Source organism: Pseudomonas sp. Leaf59, assembly GCF_920984685.1.
GTDB lineage: Bacteria > Pseudomonadota > Gammaproteobacteria > Pseudomonadales > Pseudomonadaceae > Aquipseudomonas.
This window is the reverse complement of the sequence record NZ_CAKLBR010000008.1, coordinates 200,040-219,714: the sequence shown is the minus strand read 5'-3', so window position 1 is coordinate 219,714 and position 19,675 is coordinate 200,040. Positions and strand designations below refer to the sequence as shown.

Sequence of the window (19,675 nt, the reverse complement as noted above, 5' to 3'; positions counted from 1 at the left end):
TTCAACCACTTGCGCTTCCGATCTCTCGTCAGCGGGAGGCGAATTCTACAGCGTTACACGCTGCTGTCAACACCTCTTTTTCTCCGCTTTCGACCGAGAAGATCGAAACGTTAATAGCGCCAAACAACACCGCACTATCAACTTCTTCTGGACTTCGATCAACTGAAGCAACTCGCTGTCGAATCTTGCATAACTACTTGTTTACCAAGGAGTTTTCCGTTTCGACTGCGCCGGAAGTGGGGCGAATTATAGACTTCCAGAATCTGCCGTCAAGCACTAATTACACTTTTGTTGCAGAAGCTGGTTTTTTTGCAATAAGCCGGGGAATACGGCGCATCACAGGCGGAATTCGCAGTACCAGAAGCAACGCGCCTATAGAGGCATAGATCGCCCACTCCTTCAGATCCGCTCGTACGATCCATAACATGTGCAGCAACCCAAGCCCGAGAACGCCATACACAAGCCGGTGCAGCCTCTTCCAACGACTACCCAGTCGCCGCTGGCTATAGCGATTCGACGTGACCGCAAGCACCAGCAAACACAGAAAGCCCAACGCTCCAACAATAATGTATGGCCGCTTGCGCAACTCAACGCCCAGCTGCGACCAATCCAACCCCAGCACGAAAACGCAATAAGCTGCCAGGTGCAGCACCACGTAAGCGAAACACCACAACCCCAATTGCCGGCGCACGGCTATCCACCCCGCCCAGCCACTCAGTTTTTGCAGCGGCGTCATGCACAGGGTGATCAGCAACAGAATCAAGGTGCCCAGGCCAAGCCGATCAACCAGGACTTTGCCCGGATCCGGACCGAGCGCAGAACTCCACGCCTCATAGAGCCAGAACAACGGCCATACACCCGCTGCAATAAAGACGCCGATGCGCCAGATGGGATAGCGCATCAGTAGTTCTTCCGCAAATCCAGACCGGTATATAGAGAAGCGACCTCATCCCCATAGCCGTTGAACATCTGAGTCTCCCGAACATTCGGGCTGAACAGGCCACTCGGCAACCGCCGCTCCCGGGCCTGTGTCCAGCGTGGATGGTCAACCGTAGGGTTCACGTTCGCATAAAAGCCGTACTCATCGGCCGCGATACTCTGCCAAGTCGTCTTAGGCTGCTCACTCACCAGACTGATACGCACAATGGACTTCACACTCTTGAAGCCATACTTCCACGGCACCACCAAGCGCAAAGGCGCACCATTCTGATTGGGCAACTCACGCCCATACATGCCGACGGCAAGAATCGCCAGCGGGTTCATCGCCTCATCCAGGCGCAACCCTTCTACATAGGGCCAGTCGATCAGGCCGAAATTCGAGCGCTGCCCAGGCATGCTTTTTGGATCTTGAAGGGTTTCGAAACGAATGTACTTGGCCTTGGACGTAGGCTCGACCTGCTTGAGCAAGGCCGAAATTGGAAAACCGATCCAGGGAATGACCATCGACCACGCCTCAACGCAGCGCAGACGGTAGATTCGCTCTTCCAACTGATAGGGCTTCATGAAGTCTTCCAGAGCATAGCGCCCTGGCTTGCCGACTTCACCATCGATCACCACACTCCAGGGTTCGGTCTTGAGTGAACCCGCGTTATTCGCCGGGTCACCCTTATCGGTACCGAACTCATAGAAATTGTTGTAATGGGTCGCGTCCTTGAACGGTGTGATGGCCTCGTCCTTGACGGTGACCGCATTCCATTGCGTACCAGGCAACTTTTCGGTGAACCAACTCGGCGCCCTGCCCGGCTCGACATCGGCATAGCGGGCCGCGTCCTCGGCACTCGCCCAACGCGGCAGGCTGGCTGCAGCCATACCGGCAAGCGCACCGCCAAGTATGCTGCGGCGAGAGAGGTAAAAGGATTCAGGCGTGACATCCGATTCGTGGCAATCGGACGCTTTAGGCAGTTTGATTAACATGGCAACTCCGCAGCATTGGAGGACAGATGCACCAATAGACTGCGGAGTATGGGGGAAATTACATTAAGACAATGTTTTGTCCCGACGCATATGCAGCAGATACTGAACCGGCCCGGAAGCCGCGTAGACCAGGAAAGCCAGCAGCAAGATGCGCGGCGGATCGCTGAATACCACTGCAAACACCAGCACCACTACCAGAATGGCCACGAAAGGCACCCGACCCTTGAGGTCAAACTCCTTGAAGCTGTTGTACTTGATGTTGCTGACCATCAGCATCCCGGCAGCCGCTACCATCAGCGCCACCAGGAACGACATTTTCGAACCCTGGATGCCGTAGTCACTGAATGCCCAGACAATCCCCGCAACCACGCCGGCAGCTGCCGGGCTGGCGAGGCCGATGAAGTAGCGCTTGTCGGCAGTACCGACTTGCGTATTGAAACGCGCCAGGCGCAACGCGGCGCCTGCCACATAGATGAAGGCAACCATCCAGCCCACCTTGCCCATGTCACCCAGCGCCCAGGCAAATGCCAGCAGCGCGGGCGCCACACCAAAGGCAACCATGTCCGACAGCGAGTCGTACTCGGCGCCGAAGGCACTCTGGGTATTGGTCATTCGCGCTACACGACCATCAAGGCCGTCCAGCACCATGGCCACGAAAATGGCGATGGCGGCAAAACCGAAATACTTGCTGGCACTTGCCGCGTCACCTGCCGCCAGCGCGCTCTGGGCACTCATGGAATTGATGATGGAATAGAAGCCGGCAAACAGGTTCGCCGTGGTGAACAGGTTCGGCAGCAGATAGATGCCACGATGCCGGACCTTGCGGCCTTCAGCGTCATGCCCTTCTTCGACATGTTCATCGATGGGCAGCATGCTTTCGGCGTCGTAAGCCTGGTTTGGCTCTTCGGGACGTTCGCTCATGGACTTTACCTTGCAACGGTGTGAAAAAAATTCGACAAATACTTGCGGCGAGTGTTCGCCCGCAAACGATGCAGCTTTATACCAGAACACGCCTCCCAAACGAAAAAACGCGGCCTAGGCCGCGTTTTCCCTTGATACGTACGACTTAGTTCTTGGCTTTGTCGACGATCTTGTTGGCACCGATCCACGGCATCATGGAGCGCAGTTGCTCGCCGATGACTTCGATACCGTGAGCGGCGTTGTTGCGACGCTTGGCGGTCATCGAAGGGTAGCCGGTAGCACCTTCGCTGATGAACATCTTGGCGTATTCGCCGTCCTGAATACGTTTCAGAGCGTTGCGCATCGCCTGACGGGACTCGGCGTTGATCACTTCCGGGCCAGTCACGTACTCGCCGTATTCGGCGTTGTTGGAGATCGAGTAGTTCATGTTGGCGATACCGCCTTCGTACATGAGGTCAACGATCAGCTTCAGTTCGTGCAGGCATTCGAAGTAGGCCATTTCCGGCGCGTAGCCCGCTTCAACCAGGGTTTCGAAACCGGCTTTGACCAGCTCGACGGTGCCGCCGCACAGCACGGCCTGTTCGCCGAACAGGTCGGTTTCGGTCTCGTCCTTGAAGGTGGTTTCGATGATGCCGGTACGACCGCCACCCACGCCGGAGGCGTAGGACAGCGCAACGTTTTTGGCGTTGCCGGATGCGTCCTGATAGATCGCGATCAGGTCAGGGATACCGCCGCCTTTGACGAATTCAGAACGCACGGTGTGGCCCGGTGCTTTCGGCGCGATCATGATCACGTCGAGGTCGGCACGCGGCACAACCTGGTTGTAATGAATCGCAAAGCCGTGGGAGAAGGCCAGGGTGGCGCCCTTTTTGATGTTCGGCTCGATTTCATTCTTGTACAGCGCGGACTGGAACTCGTCCGGGGTCAGGATCATGACCACGTCGGCAGCTGCCACAGCGGAAGCCACGTCGGTCACTTTCAGGCCGTGGGCCTCAGCCTTGGCAACGGTAGCCGAGCCTTTGCGCAGGCCGACGGTGACGTCAACGCCGGAGTCCTTGAGGTTGCAAGCTTGCGCGTGCCCCTGGGAACCGTAGCCGATGATGGCGACTTTCTTGCCCTGGATGATCGACAGGTCACAATCTTTATCGTAATAAACTTTCATGAGGTTCCTCTATATATCCAGGCCGTAAGGCCATTCGCTAATTTGGGTTAGATGCTGAGTACTTTGTCGCCACGGGCAATCCCGGTGACACCACTGCGTACGGTTTCCAGAATCGAGGCCGTCCCGATCGACTGGATGAAGCTGTCCAGCTTGTCGCTGGTACCGGTCAGTTGAACGGTATAAACGCTGGCGCTCACATCGACGATCTGCCCGCGATAAATGTCGGTGGTCCGCTTGATCTCGGCACGTTGGGCCCCCGTAGCCTTGACCTTGACCAGCATCAGCTCGCGCTCGATATGGGCACTTTCAGACAGGTCGACCAGCTTGACCACTTCGATCAGCTTGTTGAGGTTCTTGGTGATCTGCTCGATCACCTCATCGTGGCCAACAGTAGTCAACGTCAGGCGCGACAGCGTCGGGTCTTCGGTCGGTGCCACGGTCAGGCTTTCGATGTTGTAGTTGCGTTGCGAAAACAGGCCGACAACACGAGACAGAGCGCCGGGTTCGTTCTCCAGAAGCAGGGAGATGATGTGCCGCATAATTAAGTACGCTCCGTCTTGTTCAGCCACATGTCGCGCATGGAGCCGTCTTTGATCTGCATCGGATAGACGTGCTCACTGGTGTCCACTTGAATATCGAGGAACACCAGGCGGTCCTTCATGGCGAATGCCTCTTCCATCTTCGGCTTCAGATCTTTCAGATCGGTGATGCGCATGCCGACGTGGCCATAGGCTTCAACCAACTTGACGAAATCCGGCAACGATTCCATGTAGGAATGGGAGTGACGGCTGCCGTAGCTCATGTCCTGCCACTGACGAACCATACCCAGCACGCCGTTGTTCAGGCAGACGATCTTCACCGGCAGGCCGTACTGCAGGCATGTCGACAATTCCTGAATGTTCATCTGGATGCTGCCCTCGCCGGTGACGCAGGCGACGTCGGCATCCGGGAAGCTCAGTTTCACGCCCATGGCCGCAGGAAAACCAAAACCCATCGTGCCCAGGCCACCGGAGTTGATCCAGCGGTTGGGCTTGTCGAAGGTGTAGTACTGCGCCGCGAACATCTGATGCTGGCCCACGTCGGAGGTTACATAGGCATCGCCCTTGGTCACTTCGCACAGGGTTTCGATCACGGTTTGCGGTTTGATGATGCTGCCGTCGCCCTTGTTGTAAGGGAACAGGCCGCGATCACCGCGCCACTCGTCGATCTGCTTCCACCAACTGGCGACGGATTCCTTGTTCGGCGTTTCGCCAATATCCTTGAGTGCAGCGACCATTTCGGTCAATACGCTCTCCACAGGTCCCACGATCGGCACGTCGGCCTTGATGGTCTTGGAGATGGATGCCGGATCGATGTCGATATGGATGATCTTGGCATTTGGGCAGAATTTGCTCGCGCCGTTGATCACCCGGTCATCGAACCGCGCGCCCACGGCCAGGATCACGTCAGCGTGGTGCATGGCCTGGTTGGCGGTGTAGCTGCCGTGCATGCCGAGCATACCGACGAACTGACGGTCGGTGCCCGGGAAGGCGCCGAGGCCCATCAGGGTGTTGGTCACCGGCAGGTTGAGCAGCCTGGCCAGCTCAGTCAACTGCGCGGAGCCGCCGCCCAGAATCACGCCACCACCGGAATAAAGCACAGGGCGCTTGGCCGCCAGGAGCATTTCTGCCGCCTTGCGGATCTGCCCCGAGTGCCCACGCACGGCCGGGCTGTAGGAACGCAGCTTGGCTTTCTTCGGAAAGATGTATTCGAATTTTTCAGCCGGATTGGTCATGTCTTTCGGGATATCGACCACCACAGGGCCCGGGCGACCGGACTGTGCGAGGTAGAACGCCTTCTTCATGACTTCCGGGATCTCCGACGCGTGCTTGATCATGAAGCTGTGTTTCACGATCGGCCGGGAGATACCGATCATGTCGGTTTCCTGGAATGCGTCGGTGCCCACCAGGGTGCTGGCCACCTGGCCGGAGATGATCACCATCGGAATGGAGTCCATATACGCAGTCGCGATGCCGGTGATGGCATTGGTTGCGCCTGGGCCGGACGTTACCAGGACCACGCCGGCTTTACCGGTGGCACGGGCATAACCGTCAGCCATATGGGTCGCGGCCTGTTCGTGGCGAACCAGGATGTGGGTAACAGCCGGTTCCTTGAACAGTGCGTCATAAACATGAAGCAGAGCACCACCTGGGTACCCGTAGATATAGTCGACGCCTTCGTCACGCAAAAAGCGGACGAGCATCTCACCGCCAGATAAAAGCTCCACGTTGTTCACCTCTAAAACGCCAGAATACCGTCCGTTGAAAAACCGACGGGTCTTAATAGGTTTACTTCTCAACAGAGCATGAGCGACGGTGGTCGCCGACTACGTCAGCACTGACTGAGCAAGTATTGGGATCGTCCCAAGTGTTGCGGGATTTTCCCACCCAGCGCGAGGTAACGCGTTGCGGGTGTAACAGGTCGGCGCGGATATGCGCCTCATGATCTGCCGAGCGGGCCTGCTTCTGGCAGTCCCGATACAGCGGACTTTGGATTCTTCTGTTTCAGGCCGTTCAAGTCAAGCAATAATTGCGCTTTTTTCCAACTAAGCGCATGAGAACGCAGAAGAAAGGCGTTTGATGAGGGATAAAACTCGCCTGAATGTCGTCAAGCGGTAGAAATATGCGCAAGACTGCCGAAAAACCCGACAGCCAGGCAATTAACGAGCGTCGACGATCAATTGGTCGAACTTTTTCAGCGCATTGCGCAATCCAAGGCTTTCCCGTGGCCGATCGGCATAAACCATCTCGGCCATCTCCAGGATCCCTGAAGCGTTGGGCAATGGCAGATCCTGTTCAAGAATCTGCTTCATGCGTACCAGGAAGATCCACTGCAGCCACTGGTGAAAGTCCAGGGTGTCGACCGAGAAAGGCTCGACACTGCTGAGCGCCTCCATGCTGGGGGATTGCTCATCCCACCAGCCTTGCACACGCAACTCGCGCTCAATCAGCAATAACTGTTCGGCAATCGCTGGAAAACGCCCATCCATCAGAGGCTGACCTTGGCTTTCTGGCGGGCCTGGGCAGCGCCGGCGGCGTCGCCCTGGGCCGCACGCGCATCACCGATCAAGGCCCACAGGCTGGCTTGCAGGTCGGGACGACCGTTGGCCAGACTCAGCCCACGACGGGCGAACTGTTCGGCTTGCGGCGCATCGCCCTGGGCCATGCGCACTTGCGCCAGGCGATACAGCACTTGCGGTTCACGCGGCGCCACACGCTGGGCACGTTCAAGGCTTGAGGATGCGCCGTTCAAATCGCCACCAGCCTGCTGTTGCTGGGCGGTGGTGAGCAAGGCCAGTACCGGACCATCCAGTTGTTCGTCAGCAGACAAGCCACCGCCGGAGGAGGACGGAACGCCGCTGGGCGACGAAGGCATGCTGTACGACCCCTGATTGATCGGTGCCGCCTGAACCGGCGCGGTGTCGATCGGTGCGGAGCTGCTCGGACCGGGTGTCCACGGTTCGGCACTGATCGGCGCCGCAGTGGCGGCGCCGCTGCCCGGCACCATCACCACCACGCCGGAATCCTGAGGCATTGCCTGAGGTTTGGCCTGCGCCGGGCGGTTGGTCACGGTCTGGCGGAACCCGCCATTGGCCGAGATCCGGTCATTGCTGGAAGCGCTGCTGCTCGCATCCACCACGGGAATCGAGCCGCGCTGCACGCTGGAGCAACCGCCCAGCAAGGCCAGGACGGTAATAGCTGGAATCCACAACTTGTTCACTTGAAACCCTCGTTTGCTTAATGCATCCAGCCCTTGACCCAATCCATCACCGAATCCGCATCCGCAGGCGCACTGCCACCGCATGCGGGACCGGGTGGTGGCTCGCTGCCGCGAATATACGGCATCTGCACCGCACCCGGACAGTTGGCATCAGAACCTTGCCCACTGTGCGGATCAATCCAGGCCTGCACGATGTTGTCCGGCTGCGGCATATTCAGCGGCAGCGGATCGGCCTTGCGCATGAAACTGGTCCACACCTGCAGCGCACCGGTCGCGCCGGTGAACGGCGTCTTGCCGTTGTCGTCGCGGCCCAGCCACACCACCGCCAGCACATCCTGGCCGAAGCCGGCGAACCAGCTGTCACGCGAATCGTTACTGGTACCGGTCTTGCCCGCCAGTGTGAGGTTCGATGGCAGGACTTTATAGACCGAGCTACCCGTACCTTCACGCATCACGCGTTGCATGGCGTTCTGGATGAGGTAAATGGAGCCCGCATCGAAGCGCTGCTGAATCTGGAACGGGTAACGCTTGAGCGGCTCACCGTCGGCCGTGAGCACGCTGCGAATCCCGCGCATCGGCGTGTTGAAGCCCCCGTTGGCAAGGGTCTGGTACATGGTCGCGACTTCCATCGGCGTCATCGCACCCGCCCCCAGCAGGATCGACGGGAACGCCGGGAATTCGCGAGTGATACCCAGCCGCGCCAGCGTTTTGAGCACATTCGGCACGCCCACTTCGAGGCCCAGCCGCGAGGTCGAGATATTGTAGGAATGCGCGAGCCCTTGATAAAGGAACACCGTGCCATGGGAGCGTCGATCAAAGTTCTGCGGCGTCCACACCTGGCCATCAGCCCCCTTGACCGATAACGGATCATCGGAGAGCCAACTGGTGAGGGTGTATTTGCTCGGTTTTTCCAACGCAGTGAGGTAGACCGCCGGCTTGACCAGCGAGCCAATCGGCCGCACCGCATCCAGTGCGCGGTTGAAGCCGGCAAAACTGGCCTGACGGCTGCCGATCATGGCCTGAACTTCACCGGTTTCCGGGTTGGTCACGACCATGGCCGCTTCCACTTCATCGGAACCTTTACGCCCGGTAAGACGCTTGAAGGTGTCGTTGACGGACGCCTCGGCTTTCATCTGCAGAATCGGGTCAAAACTGGTGAAGATGCGCAGGCCCTCTTCGGTCAAGTCTTCGTCGCGGTAGTCTTCACGCAGCTGGCGTTTGACCAGGTCGATAAAGCCCGGGAAGGAGCTGTCCGCCAGCTTGCCGCGAGTCGTCACACCCAGAGGCATTTTCTTCGCTGCGGCGACCTGTTCAGCGGTAGCGACGCCCTGCTGTTCAAGCACATCCAAGACCAGGTTGCGACGCTCCAGCGCGCGCTCCGGGTTGCGCCGCGGGTTGTAGTAGGACGGCCCCTTGACCATGCCCACCAGCAACGCGACTTGATGCAGCTTCAACTCGGACAGCGGTTGGCCAAAGAAGAACTGGCTGGCCAGACCGAAACCGTGCACCGCGCGCTGGCCATCCTGGCCGACGAAGACCTCGTTGAGATACGCCTCGAGAATCTCCTGCTTGCTGTAGTGCAGCTCCAGCAGCATGGCCATCATGGCTTCGGTGAGCTTGCGGGTCAGGCTGCGCTCACTGGTGAGGTAGAAGTTCTTGACCAATTGTTGCGTCAGCGTACTGCCGCCCTGAGTCATCTTGCCGCCGGATGTGTTGACCCAGATGGCACGCGCAATCGACTTCGGCGACACGCCCCAGTGGCTGTAGAAATCGCGGTCTTCCACGGCGACCAGGGTTTCCAACAGATAAGGCGGCACCTGATCGAGCTTGATCAGGATGCGGTCTTCCAGGTTTTTAGGATAAATCCCACCGATCATCAGCGGTTCAAGGCGCACCACCGGCAGCTTCGAGCCGTTGAGCGACGACAGCTCGGCCACGTAGTCACCGGAAAACCGCACGCGAACCGGCTGGGCTTTTTCCAGCCCTTCATAGAACTGGAAGCCGCGCGTGTTCAAGTCCACGGTATTGCCGCTGACAGCCGCAGAACCCGGGCCATTGCTCACGGGCTCGCGGCGATAGCCCAAAGCATCGAGTTCGGTGAGGAAGTCGTCCTTGCTCAGCTTCTGGCCGGTAAACAGCTCCAGCGGGCGGGCGTAGACCTTGGCCGGAATGGTCCAGCGCTTGCCGGAGAATTTCTCCTGCACCACCGCATCGAGGTACACCGCGAAGCCGGCGAGCACTACCAGGCCCACGAGGCCGAGCTTGAGCGCCCAGCCAAGCCATGGGCGCAGGCCACGGGAAGGAGGTTTTTTACGGGAACGGGGAGATCGGGATCGAGTCATGGCGGCGGATTATACGCACTTTATTTGATGATCAACATGAGCCGGACAGCGGTTTGCACGACCGCCCGTAGCGGCCATAATGCCCGCCATGAATTTTTCCAGACTCTGAAGGATCGCCCGTGAGCCAGTCCCTGATCGCTGCCCTGCAAAACCCGGCGTTGTACCCGCATCCGGTTGAAGCGTTCCACGTCATTGAGACCCATATTTCCTGGGTCATCCTCACCGGCCCCTACGCCTATAAATTGAAGAAACCGATGAACTTCGGCTTCCTGGATTTCACCGATCTGGAAAAGCGCGGTCACTTCTGCAATGAAGAATTGCGCCTCAACCAGCGCCTGACCAAAGATTTGTATCTTGAGGTGTTGCCAATTACCGGCACTGCCGAATCTCCACAGCTGGGCGGCGACGGACCGGTGATCGAATACGCGCTGAAAATGCGCCAGTTCCCGCAAAGCCAGATGCTCAGCACCTTGCAGGCCAATGGTGAGCTGACCAGTGCACACATCGACGAGATGGCCAGGCAGATCGCGCACTTTCACCTCACCGCGCCAAAAGTCCCACAGGAGCATGCGGCCGGCACGCCGGACGAAGTGATGGCGCCAGTGCGGCAGAACTTCGAACAAATTCGTCCCTTCCTCAGCGACAAGGCCGACCTTCTGCAGCTCGAAGCGCTGCAAGCCTGGGCTGAAAGCAGCTTCGATCGCCTCAAGCCACTGCTGGCCCGGCGCAAGTCCGAGGGTTTTACCCGTGAGTGTCACGGTGATATCCACTTGGGCAACGCCACCGTGATTGATGGCCAGGTGGTGATTTTCGACTGCATCGAATTCAACGAGCCGTTTCGTTTCACCGACGTGTACGCCGACACCGGCTTCCTGGCCATGGACTTGGAAGACCGTGGGCTCAAGTCGCTGGCACGGCGCTTTATCAGCCAGTACCTGGAACTGACGGGCGACTATCAGGGCCTGGAAGTGCTGAATTTCTACAAGGCTTACCGCGCGTTGGTACGCGCCAAGGTCGCGCTGTTCAGCATGCCGAGCGAAGCAAGCGCGGTGCAACGCGCCACCACGCTGCGCCAGTACCGCAACTACGCCAACCTGGCGGAGAGCTACAGCACCATTCCGTCGCGCTTCCTGGCGATTACCCACGGTGTGTCGGCGGTGGGCAAGAGCACCGTCAGCATGCGTCTGGTCGAAGCGCTGGGCGCCGTGCGCCTGCGTTCGGACGTGGAGCGCAAGCGTCTGTTTGGTGAGCAGCAGGTTGAAAACGCGCCACAGGCGGGCATTTATGCGGTAGATGCCAGCGCGAAAACCTACGCGCGCCTGAACGAAATCGCCGACACCGTGCTGCGCGCCGGCTTCCCGGTGGTGCTGGACGCTACCTTTCTGAAACGCGAGCAGCGCGAAGCCGCCGCCAAGGTCGCCGAAGCCACAGGCGCGCCGTTTCTGATTCTGGATTGCAACGCACCGCAAGCGGTTATCGCCAACTGGTTGGCGCAGCGTCAGGCAGATAAGAGCGATCCTTCCGACGCTACGCTGGCGGTTATCGGCGAACAGCACGCCAATCGCGATCCGCTGACAGCCGAGGAGTTGATCCTCAGCCAACGGGTAGAAACCAATGAAAGCGGCACGCTGGATGCGTTGGTTGCGCATATTCGTCAGCGCTTGCCGGGCCTGTAAGAAAAGTTTCTTGGTCGTGTCGTCGGCTTCGTCGCACGACCCAGAAATAGTGGCACTATAATGGCTTACTACCTCCAGCTGGTATGCCATCATGAGTCAGCCGAAGCTTCTCGATACCCCGCTCTACTCGCTTTTGCATAAAGACGATATTCGCGGCTTCAATCAGGAACGCCCCAAAGACGGCGTGATCGACATGCGCGGTGGCGATTTCCGTGGGCTGGACCTGCGTGAACTGGACGCCGCGGGTGTGGATTTCACTGACGCGTATTTCCGCTCCGCTGATTTGCGCGGCCTGGATCTGCGCGATTGCCCATTGGAAGGTGCAAGCCTGGCCCACGCGCAGATCTCCGGGACTTACTTTCCGCCGCAATTGACTGCCGATGAGATCCTTATGTCGGTCAACTTCGGAACGCGCCTGCGCTATCGCACCAGATAACGCCCTTTTATTACGCCCGGCCACGCAGGACGCGTGGCACGGACGCTGCCGTCAAAATTTTCGCGCCATTCTTATAAGCATTTGGCCGTTTCTTCGTAAAGAATCACGCTTTTCCTGCTGAGCGCTACACTCCTTTTCAGGCTTGCCTGGTCACGATACCCACCGCACCATTCGGCCGTCGCAAGGAGGCTTGATGAACGATGAGCTGCAACTCCTGAAAAATCTTGGCAAGACGTCGGCGCAATGGCTGCATGCGGTGGGCATCCACAGTGCCTCCGACCTGCGCCGCCTGGGCGCGGTCGACGCATACCGCGCCGTGCGCACGCGCGGCTTCCGTGCCTCGAAAGTGTTGTTATATGCCATTGAGGGGGCGTTGCTGAATGTTCACTGGAATGACATCCCTGCCGAACGCAAGGAAGCGTTGAATCGCCAGCTGGACGCCATTGCAGCGCGCCAGAAGAATTAAGTCGCGGGGCTGTTTCGAACAAGCGTTTGAGGAAAACACAGCGTCGTTCAAAATCAGCTGTTGACTCTCAAATGAGAATCGTTATGATTATCACAACTGGTCGCGAGATCAGCCGATAACTGAAAGACCATTGGTTCGGACTCTCAGATTATCTCCTCATCAGGCTAATCACGGTTATTTGACCCGGCTCTTGCCGGGTCTTTTTTTGCCCGTAAGAAAGTCCTGCTAGCGAGCGATTATCAGCGGATGTCCACGTTCCGGGTGCGGCTGCACCAACACATCAAGGCCAAATACGGCTTTGAGCGGGCCGGGCCGCAAGACCTGCGCCGGCGTGTCCAACGCATGAGGACGTCCCTTTTCCAGCAGCAGAATTCGGTCGCAATAACGTGCGGCCAGGTTCAAGTCATGCAGAATCACCAGCACTGCCGCGCCTTGATCGGCAAAAGTGCGTATCGCCTGCAAGACAGTGTGCTGGTGCAGTGGGTCAAGCATTGATGTCGGCTCGTCCAACAGCAGCGTCTGCCCCGTCTCACCCGGCCATAACTGCGCCAAAACCCGCGCCAGGTGCACACGCTGACGCTCGCCGCCGGACAGCGAGAGGTAGCTGCGACCGATCAAGTGCCCGACATCCGCCGCCTGCAACGCGGCCTCAATGATTTCATCATCACGTAATCGCCCGGTTTGATGGGGCAGGCGCCCCATGCCAACCACCTCTTCGACGCGAAAGGCAAAATCCAGGGTCGAGGACTGGGGCAGCACGGCCAGGCGCTGGGCGCGTTGCGCGCCGCTCCAGTGCTTCAACTCCTGCTGGTCCAGCCACACCCTGCCCTGGTCGGGCTGCAACTCACCGCACAATGCACCGAGCAAGGTACTTTTGCCGGCGCCATTCGGGCCCAGTACACCGAGCACCTCACCCGGCAACAGCGCCAGGGTGACATTCGCCAATACGGTTGTGCGACCCCGACGAACCTGCAGCGCCTCTACTCGCAGCATCAGGCGCGACCCCGCAACAAGAGATAAAGAAAAAACGGCGCGCCGATAAACGCCGTCACAATCCCGATCGGCAATTCAGCCGGTGCCAGCGCCAGGCGAGCCACCAGATCGGCAAACAACAGCAGACTCGCACCCGCCAATATCGAGGCGGGTAGCAACACCCGATGGTCGGGACCGGCCAGCAATCGCACCAGATGGGGCACCACCAACCCGACAAACCCGATCATCCCCGCCGCCGCCACCGCCGCGCCTACGCCGAGCGCCGTACAAAACACCAGTTCACGCTTGAGCCCTTCGACATCAATACCCAGGTGCCCAGCCTCGGACTCGCCCAGCAACAGCGCATTCAACGCCTTCGCGCGGCGCGGCAGCCACAGCGCCACCGCCGCGCTCACCAGCAATAAAGGCCACAACCGAGAATAACTGGCGCCGTTCAGGCTCCCCAGGTTCCAGAAGGTCAAGGTGCGCAAGGTGGCGTCGTCCGCCAGATAAGTGAACAGGCCTACCGCAGAACCGGCCAACGCGGTCAGGGCGATGCCGGCCAGCAGCATAGTCGCCACATGGGTCTGCCCGTTTCGCCGGCCCAGACGGTAAACCAGCGCCGTCACGCCCAAACCGCCGAGGAATGCACACAACGACAAAAGATAAGGGCCGACCGCATCCGGCAAGCCGCCGAACAACGAACCGCCAACAATCGCGACCGCCGTGCCCAGCGCAGCACCGCTGGACACACCCACCAACCCGGGATCGGCCAACGGGTTGCGAAACAAACCCTGCATCGCCACGCCCGACAAGGCCAGCACGCCACCGACCGCCAGGCCCAGCAAGGTGCGCGGCAAACGGATCTGCCCAAGGATCAGCTCCGCCTGCTCCAACCCTTGAGGGTCAATCGGCAAGCCCATCAAACGCAAAGCGGCCCTGAGCGTATCCAGCAACGGCAGGCTGACAGGGCCCAGGGCCAACGAAAGCCAGATCGCCAGGACACATAACAATGCCAAGCCAATAAACAGGGTCTTGGGTCTGACCAATGTCGTCATGGGGCGGATTCAGCCTGAGACGGATAAAACCCGGCAGACAGTTTCACCAGGCTTTGCGGCAGACGCGGTCCGAGCCCGCCCACCAACAGGGTTGGGTCCAGTTCAACCACGCGGCCATTTTTGGCGGCAGGCGTTGCGGCCAGGATCGGATTTTCCTTGAACAACGCCGCACGCGCCGCCTCGCCGGTCAGGGCCCGATCGGCAAACACCAGTACATCCGGACTCAAACCCGCCAGCGACTCGGCCGAGAACGGCTTGTAACCGGTGTGGGTCGCCAGGTTATGCCCGCCCGCCTGTTGCAACAGCCAATCCGCCGCCGTGTCCTTGCCGGCGATCAGCGGCTTGCCCCCCGCGTGGCCGAGCAGCAGCAATACACCTGGCGCCTGTTGCGTGGTCTGCGCCTTGACGACCGCGCTTTTCTGCTGATTCAGTGCCTGCTCGTATCCGCTAAACAATTGGCGAGCCTTGGCCTCATTGCCCAGCAACTTGCCCAAATGCTCAAGGTTGCCCTTGAGGGTTGGCAAATCCGCCTGCGCGGAGAACATCTCCACTTGCACACCCGCGCCGCGTACCTGCGCCAGTACCGGCGGCGGGCCCATTTCTTCGGTGCCGATGAGTACCTGCGGGCGCAAGCTCAGAATGCCTTCAGCCGACAATTGCCGCTGATAACCGATACTGGGCAGCGCCTTGACCGACTCGGGATGCTGACTGGTAGTGTCCACCCCCACCAGCGTCGACTCGCCACCCAGGGCGGCCACCCACTCGGTCAGCGCGCCACCGGCACTCACCCAGCGTTGTGGCAGTTCCGAGGCGTGCGCCCCGGGGTTGACCAGCAGTCCGACAACAAGCGCGATAGCGCTGGTACACAGGCGCATAACAGGGTTTCCTTCCAAGGGACGAAGCCGCTCCGGCACTCGTTGATGTGACAGATAACCACTGCCGGGCATCGTACTGAGCGCAAGATCAACTGACGGACGAAGCCGGCATTTGATAATTGTTTTCATTTGGACGTCAAGGCACTTGAGAATTGAAATGAAGTTCGTCTGCCCCTCCGATACCCTCGCACCCGACAGCAGCCTCGGTTTTGAAATAGACGGTTGCAAGCTGTTGGCCGTGCGCCGCGATGGCATCGCCTACTTCTATATCAACCGCTGCCCTCATCGCGGCATCCCGCTGGAATGGCAGCCTGATCGCTTCCTCGACGAGAGCGCCAGCCTGATCCAGTGCGCCACCCACGGTGCATTATTCCTCATCGAAAGTGGCGAGTGCATCGCCGGGCCTTGTGCAGGTCAAAGCCTCACAGCGCTGCCCGGCCGCGAAGACGAACACGGCCTGTGGGTGCAACTCTAATCGCCGAGCAGCACCTGGAGTCTGCGGTCCACCACGATTTCTTCGTGCGTCACCCGCACCCCGTAGGCCAGCACCTCGACGCCCGCCGCCTTGGCCTCACGCAGGGCGCCAGCATAGCCGGCGTCGATTTCCACGGCAGGCCGCACCGCTTCGATCCCGGAAAGATTCACGCAATACAGTTGCACCGCACGCACCCCGCTGCGCGCCAGGTGTGCCAGTTCGCGCAAGTGCTTCGCGCCACGCTGGGTCACCGCGTCGGGAAACGCCGCTACCGCCGAACCGTCAAAGCCCAAGGTGACGCTTTTGACTTCGACATACGCCGCCCCCTCCGGATACTCCAGGCGAAAGTCGATCCGGCTTTTCTCCTGACCGTACGGCACCTCTCGCTTCAGCGCGGTAAACCCGTTGAGCTCGCTGATCACCCCGGCGTGCAGCGCTTCCTCGACCAATTGATTGGCACGCGCCGTATTCACGCACGCCAGCCGGCCCTGAGGTGTTTCGGCGATTTCCCAGGTGCCGGGCAACTTGCGCTTGGGGTCATCGGAGCGGCTGAACCAGACCTGCCCACCCTCGACCATGCAGTTGAGCATCGAACCGGTGTTCGGGCAGTGAATAGTGAGTAACTCGCCGGTAACGGTCTCGATATCGGTGAGAAAACGCTTGTAGCGGCGAATCAGCCGCGCTTCTTCAAGGGGAGGATAAAAGCGCATCAGCCTTGCCAGCTCCGCAAGCCACGGGCGATGCGCTCCACCGCCTCCTGCAGGCGATCGAGGTTTTGCGTGTAGGCAAAACGCACATGATGACCGGCCTGGTAGCGGCCGAAATCCAGTCCGGGCGTAAATGCCACGTGTTCGGTCTCGAGGAAATGCCGACAGAACGCAAAGGCATCGCCGCCGAATGCGCTGATATCGGCGTACAAATAGAACGCCCCTTCCGGCTCCACCGCGATACCAAAGCCAAGTTCGCGCAGGGCCGGCAGCAGGAAATCACGGCGGCGGCCGAACTCGGCGCGACGCGCTTCCAGAATGCTCAGGGTCTGTGGGGTAAAGCACGCAAGCGCAGCGTGCTGGGCCATGCTCGGCGCGCTGATGTAGAGGTTTTGTGCCAGCTTCTCCAAATCCGCCACCGCATCGGGCGGCGCCACCAGCCAACCGAGGCGCCAGCCGGTCATCCCGAAATACTTGGAAAAACTATTCAGGACAAATGCTTCATCATCAACTTCCAGCACGCTGGCGGCATCGGTGCCGTAGGTCAGGCCGTGATAGATCTCATCCACCACCAGGTGCCCATTGCGCGCCTTGATCGCACTGGACAGCCCGGCCAGCTCATCCCGCGTGAGCAGGGTGCCGGTCGGGTTGGCCGGCGATGCGACGAGGGCACCTACGCTGTCCTGGTCCCAGTGTTTGGCCACCAGCTCGGCGTTCAGTTGATAACGCACGTCCGGCCCAACCGGCACCAGTTGAGCGGCACCCTCCACCAGGCGCAGAAAGTGTCGATTGCAGGGGTAGCCGGGGTCCGCCAACAGCCAGTGCTTGCCAGGATCGACCAGCAAGCTGCTGGCCAATAACAAGGCGCCGGAGCCACCGGGCGTAATCAGAATGCGCTCAGGGTCTACGTTCAATCCGTAGCGCTGCTGATAAAACCCGCTGATGGCCTCACGCAACTCGGGCAACCCACGGGCGGCGGTATAGCGTGTCTTGCCATTGGCCAGCGCGGCCTGGCCGGCCTGGATGATGGGCTCGGCAGTGGTGAAATCCGGCTCGCCGATCTCCAGGTGAATCACATCCAGGCCCGCCGCCTGCAGCTCATTGGCTCGCGCCAGCAACGCCATGACATGAAACGGTTCGATGGCGCGGCTGCGCGCACTGTAGGGCTGGGCCATTAGCCTTCCTTCAAGCGTGAGAACAAAGTCAGGATTCTACCGAACCCTTGCGTTAATACATGCTCTATTGCCTGTTCGGCCACCCAAGATGGGCCAGCACGTGCCAGCAAAACGACTAAAATCAACCTTCGAGGCGCTCCACGCCTTACCATGGCGGGCTGCAGCGGTTGGCAGCCCTGTCGAGATGCCTCGACAACCGGGAGTGGCGCACCCCGAATCTATCTGGTAAGTTCGCCCGCTTGCAGCCGCAGGGCCGGCAGGTGTCGGTGACGTTGCAATCCTGCGCAATGGATTAGAAGAGTGAGAGGCGGTCTATTCATGTCCACCCAAGCAAAGCAACAGCAGACTCAAGGCCTCGGCGGCTTCGACCCTTATGTGGAAAAAAAGGGCGAGGAGTACATGGGCGAGCCCATGCGCGAGCACTTCACCAAGATCCTGAACAAATGGAAACAGGACTTGATGCAGGAGGTTGACCGTACCGTTGACCACATGAAGGACGAAGCAGCCAACTTCCCTGACCCGGCCGACCGTGCCAGCCAGGAAGAAGAGTTCGCTCTGGAGCTGCGCGCCCGTGATCGCGAGCGCAAGCTGATCAAAAAGATCGACAAAACGTTGCAACTGATCAAGGACGAGGAATACGGCTGGTGCGAATCCTGCGGCGTCGAGATCGGTATTCGCCGTCTGGAAGCCCGCCCAACCGCGGACCTGTGCGTAGACTGCAAGACCTTGGCTGAAATCAAGGAAAAACAGGTCGGCAAGTAATTGCTGCCGAACTGAACGAATGGGGCGTGCAAACGCCCCATTTGTGTATCTGGCGTTCCTGTTTCCAGTAGTATCCGGCCCATGACAGCCTCTACCTATATAGGGCGTTTCGCCCCCACGCCCAGCGGCCACTTGCATTTCGGCTCCCTGGTCGCCGCCCTCGCCTCCTACCTCGACGCCCGCGCCAACCATGGTCGCTGGCTGATGCGCATGGAAGACCTCGACCCTCCCCGCGAAGAACCTGGCGCCCAGGCCGCGATCCTGCACGCGCTGGAAAGCTATGGCTTCGAATGGGATGGCGAGTTGGTCCGACAAAGCGAGCGGCACGAAGCCTACGCCAAGGTGCTGAACGACCTGTTCAACCATGGCCTGGCGTACGCGTGCACCTGCTCACGCAAACAGCTGGAACCCTACAACGGGATTTACCCCGGCCTGTGCCGCAATGCCGGGCACGACCAGCAGGACGCCGCGATCCGCCTGCGCGTGCCCGAGCTTGCCTACCATTTTACCGACCGCGTTCAAGGCGAATTCCGACAGCACCTGGGCCGCGAGGCTGGCGATTTCGTCATCCGCCGCCGCGACGGTCTGTACGCCTATCAACTGGCGGTGGTGCTCGACGATGCCTGGCAGGGGGTGACCGACATCGTGCGCGGCGCCGACCTGCTCGATTCCACGCCGCGCCAGCTGTACCTGCAGGAACTGCTGGGCCTGCGCCAACCGCGCTACCTGCATGTGCCGCTGATCGTGCAGCCGGACGGCAACAAGCTGGGTAAATCCTACCGTTCACCGCCGCTGACGCAAGACCAGGCAACGCCGCTGCTGCTGCGCGCCTTGCGCGCCCTCGGCCAGCAACCCGGTGACGAACTGCTTCACGCCAGCCCACGGGAACTGCTGGATTGGGGCATCCGGCACTGGGATCCGCTGCTGATCCCGCGCACGCTCACCCTGGCCGAAGCGCAATTGAGTTGAAGGCGC

Annotated in this window: 19 protein-coding genes and 1 pseudogene; 6 read left to right on the top strand and 14 right to left on the bottom strand. The window is 59.9% G+C overall.

The annotated features are described in order from the left end of the window. Positions 1-280: 280 nt before the first annotated feature. The 9 genes from msrQ to mrcB all read right to left on the bottom strand — a co-directional run bounded on the left by msrQ (position 281) and on the right by mrcB (position 10,098). A complete protein-coding gene (gene msrQ / locus LUB09_RS11775; protein WP_209984819.1) occupies positions 281-901 on the bottom strand; it encodes a protein-methionine-sulfoxide reductase heme-binding subunit MsrQ in 621 nt (206 codons plus the stop codon). Continuing rightward, positions 901-1,914, bottom strand: a complete 1,014-nt coding sequence (gene msrP, locus LUB09_RS11770; protein WP_209984822.1) for a protein-methionine-sulfoxide reductase catalytic subunit MsrP — start codon at positions 1,912-1,914, stop codon at positions 901-903. The genes msrQ and msrP overlap by 1 nt, the downstream gene beginning before the upstream one ends. Positions 1,915-1,977: 63 nt before the next feature. Continuing rightward, positions 1,978-2,835 (bottom strand): CDP-diacylglycerol--serine O-phosphatidyltransferase, encoded by an 858-nt coding sequence (pssA, locus tag LUB09_RS11765; protein ID WP_003234985.1) that lies wholly within the window; start codon positions 2,833-2,835, stop codon positions 1,978-1,980. A 145-nt stretch (positions 2,836-2,980) separates the two neighbouring features. Next, on the bottom strand, positions 2,981-3,997 hold the full coding sequence (ilvC, locus tag LUB09_RS11760) for a ketol-acid reductoisomerase (RefSeq protein ID WP_003234988.1): 1,017 nt from the start codon (positions 3,995-3,997) through the stop codon (positions 2,981-2,983). 47 nt (positions 3,998-4,044) lie between these two features. Next, complete coding sequence (gene ilvN, locus LUB09_RS11755) at positions 4,045-4,536, bottom strand: acetolactate synthase small subunit (RefSeq protein WP_003176102.1); 492 nt, start codon at positions 4,534-4,536, stop codon at positions 4,045-4,047. Between the two features lie 2 nt (positions 4,537-4,538). After that, entirely contained in the window at positions 4,539-6,263 is a 1,725-nt protein-coding gene (locus tag LUB09_RS11750; RefSeq protein ID WP_231422637.1) for an acetolactate synthase 3 large subunit, read from the bottom strand. A 432-nt stretch (positions 6,264-6,695) separates the two neighbouring features. Further along, a complete protein-coding gene (locus LUB09_RS11745; protein WP_209984841.1) occupies positions 6,696-7,025 on the bottom strand; it encodes a YqcC family protein in 330 nt (109 codons plus the stop codon). Continuing rightward, entirely contained in the window at positions 7,025-7,756 is a 732-nt protein-coding gene (locus LUB09_RS11740; protein WP_231422636.1) for a tetratricopeptide repeat protein, read from the bottom strand. The genes LUB09_RS11745 and LUB09_RS11740 overlap by 1 nt, the downstream gene beginning before the upstream one ends. Before the next feature lie 17 nt (positions 7,757-7,773). Continuing rightward, entirely contained in the window at positions 7,774-10,098 is a 2,325-nt protein-coding gene (mrcB, locus tag LUB09_RS11735; RefSeq protein ID WP_209984847.1) for a penicillin-binding protein 1B, read from the bottom strand. 119 nt (positions 10,099-10,217) lie between these two features. Here mrcB and LUB09_RS11730 point away from each other — a divergent pair, with 119 nt between their 5' ends. The 3 genes from LUB09_RS11730 (at position 10,218) to LUB09_RS11720 (ending at position 12,676) form a co-directional block, all read left to right on the top strand. After that, positions 10,218-11,774, top strand: a complete 1,557-nt coding sequence (locus LUB09_RS11730; RefSeq protein ID WP_231422635.1) for a bifunctional aminoglycoside phosphotransferase/ATP-binding protein — start codon at positions 10,218-10,220, stop codon at positions 11,772-11,774. A 91-nt stretch (positions 11,775-11,865) separates the two neighbouring features. Further along, complete coding sequence (locus tag LUB09_RS11725; RefSeq protein WP_209984853.1) at positions 11,866-12,210, top strand: pentapeptide repeat-containing protein; 345 nt, start codon at positions 11,866-11,868, stop codon at positions 12,208-12,210. Between the two features lie 193 nt (positions 12,211-12,403). After that, positions 12,404-12,676 (top strand): TfoX/Sxy family protein, encoded by a 273-nt coding sequence (locus LUB09_RS11720; protein ID WP_209984856.1) that lies wholly within the window; start codon positions 12,404-12,406, stop codon positions 12,674-12,676. Positions 12,677-12,901: 225 nt separating this feature from the next. On the opposite strand, the pseudogene LUB09_RS11715 reads toward LUB09_RS11720, so the two are convergent. The 3 genes and pseudogenes from LUB09_RS11715 to LUB09_RS11705 form a co-directional block, all read right to left on the bottom strand. Next, positions 12,902-13,621, bottom strand: a pseudogene (locus tag LUB09_RS11715) (heme ABC transporter ATP-binding protein); the annotation flags it as partial. Between the two features lie 47 nt (positions 13,622-13,668). Further along, complete coding sequence (locus tag LUB09_RS11710; RefSeq protein ID WP_231422633.1) at positions 13,669-14,706, bottom strand: FecCD family ABC transporter permease; 1,038 nt, start codon at positions 14,704-14,706, stop codon at positions 13,669-13,671. Beyond that, positions 14,703-15,581 carry a heme/hemin ABC transporter substrate-binding protein gene (locus tag LUB09_RS11705; RefSeq protein WP_231422632.1) on the bottom strand — a complete coding sequence of 293 codons (879 nt, stop codon included), beginning with the start codon at positions 15,579-15,581 and terminating at the stop codon, positions 14,703-14,705. The genes LUB09_RS11710 and LUB09_RS11705 overlap by 4 nt, the downstream gene beginning before the upstream one ends. 157 nt (positions 15,582-15,738) lie before the next feature. Here LUB09_RS11705 and LUB09_RS11700 point away from each other — a divergent pair, with 157 nt between their 5' ends. Next, complete coding sequence (locus LUB09_RS11700; protein ID WP_057008752.1) at positions 15,739-16,056, top strand: Rieske (2Fe-2S) protein; 318 nt, start codon at positions 15,739-15,741, stop codon at positions 16,054-16,056. Here the strand turns inward: LUB09_RS11700 and sfsA are convergent. Both sfsA and LUB09_RS11690 read right to left on the bottom strand, forming a co-directional pair. Further along, on the bottom strand, positions 16,053-16,766 hold the full coding sequence (sfsA, locus tag LUB09_RS11695) for a DNA/RNA nuclease SfsA (RefSeq protein ID WP_209984870.1): 714 nt from the start codon (positions 16,764-16,766) through the stop codon (positions 16,053-16,055). The two genes, LUB09_RS11700 and sfsA, sit on opposite strands and share 4 nt — an antisense overlap. Then, a complete protein-coding gene (locus LUB09_RS11690) occupies positions 16,766-17,938 on the bottom strand; it encodes a pyridoxal phosphate-dependent aminotransferase (protein ID WP_231422631.1) in 1,173 nt (390 codons plus the stop codon). The genes sfsA and LUB09_RS11690 overlap by 1 nt, the downstream gene beginning before the upstream one ends. Before the next feature lie 318 nt (positions 17,939-18,256). Between LUB09_RS11690 and dksA the strand changes: the two genes are divergently transcribed. Both dksA and gluQRS read left to right on the top strand, forming a co-directional pair. Further along, positions 18,257-18,700 carry an RNA polymerase-binding protein DksA gene (gene dksA, locus LUB09_RS11685; RefSeq protein WP_003235002.1) on the top strand — a complete coding sequence of 148 codons (444 nt, stop codon included), beginning with the start codon at positions 18,257-18,259 and terminating at the stop codon, positions 18,698-18,700. Between the two features lie 81 nt (positions 18,701-18,781). Beyond that, positions 18,782-19,669: a tRNA glutamyl-Q(34) synthetase GluQRS gene (gluQRS, locus tag LUB09_RS11680; protein WP_231422630.1), complete on the top strand. Its 888-nt coding sequence runs from the start codon at positions 18,782-18,784 to the stop codon at positions 19,667-19,669. Positions 19,670-19,675: the final 6 nt, after the last annotated feature.

Excerpts from the sequence above, each read along its gene's own strand:
- pssA (WP_003234985.1), bottom strand. The coding sequence starts at position 2,835 with ATGAGCGAACGTCCCGAAGAGCCAAACCAGGCTTACGACGCCGAAAGC.
- gluQRS (WP_231422630.1), top strand. The coding sequence starts at position 18,782 with ATGACAGCCTCTACCTATATAGGGCGTTTCGCCCCCACGCCCAGCGGC.
- LUB09_RS11725 (WP_209984853.1), top strand. The coding sequence starts at position 11,866 with ATGAGTCAGCCGAAGCTTCTCGATACCCCGCTCTACTCGCTTTTGCAT.
- sfsA (WP_209984870.1), bottom strand. The coding sequence starts at position 16,766 with ATGCGCTTTTATCCTCCCCTTGAAGAAGCGCGGCTGATTCGCCGCTAC.
- LUB09_RS11690 (WP_231422631.1), bottom strand. The coding sequence starts at position 17,938 with ATGGCCCAGCCCTACAGTGCGCGCAGCCGCGCCATCGAACCGTTTCAT.
- mrcB (WP_209984847.1), bottom strand. The coding sequence starts at position 10,098 with ATGACTCGATCCCGATCTCCCCGTTCCCGTAAAAAACCTCCTTCCCGT.
- msrP (WP_209984822.1), bottom strand. The coding sequence starts at position 1,914 with ATGTTAATCAAACTGCCTAAAGCGTCCGATTGCCACGAATCGGATGTC.
- ilvC (WP_003234988.1), bottom strand. The coding sequence starts at position 3,997 with ATGAAAGTTTATTACGATAAAGATTGTGACCTGTCGATCATCCAGGGC.
- LUB09_RS11700 (WP_057008752.1), top strand. The coding sequence starts at position 15,739 with ATGAAGTTCGTCTGCCCCTCCGATACCCTCGCACCCGACAGCAGCCTC.
- dksA (WP_003235002.1), top strand. The coding sequence starts at position 18,257 with ATGTCCACCCAAGCAAAGCAACAGCAGACTCAAGGCCTCGGCGGCTTC.
- LUB09_RS11710 (WP_231422633.1), bottom strand. The coding sequence starts at position 14,706 with ATGACGACATTGGTCAGACCCAAGACCCTGTTTATTGGCTTGGCATTG.
- msrQ (WP_209984819.1), bottom strand. The coding sequence starts at position 901 with ATGCGCTATCCCATCTGGCGCATCGGCGTCTTTATTGCAGCGGGTGTA.
- ilvN (WP_003176102.1), bottom strand. The coding sequence starts at position 4,536 with ATGCGGCACATCATCTCCCTGCTTCTGGAGAACGAACCCGGCGCTCTG.
- LUB09_RS11745 (WP_209984841.1), bottom strand. The coding sequence starts at position 7,025 with ATGGATGGGCGTTTTCCAGCGATTGCCGAACAGTTATTGCTGATTGAG.
- LUB09_RS11720 (WP_209984856.1), top strand. The coding sequence starts at position 12,404 with ATGAACGATGAGCTGCAACTCCTGAAAAATCTTGGCAAGACGTCGGCG.
- LUB09_RS11705 (WP_231422632.1), bottom strand. The coding sequence starts at position 15,581 with ATGCGCCTGTGTACCAGCGCTATCGCGCTTGTTGTCGGACTGCTGGTC.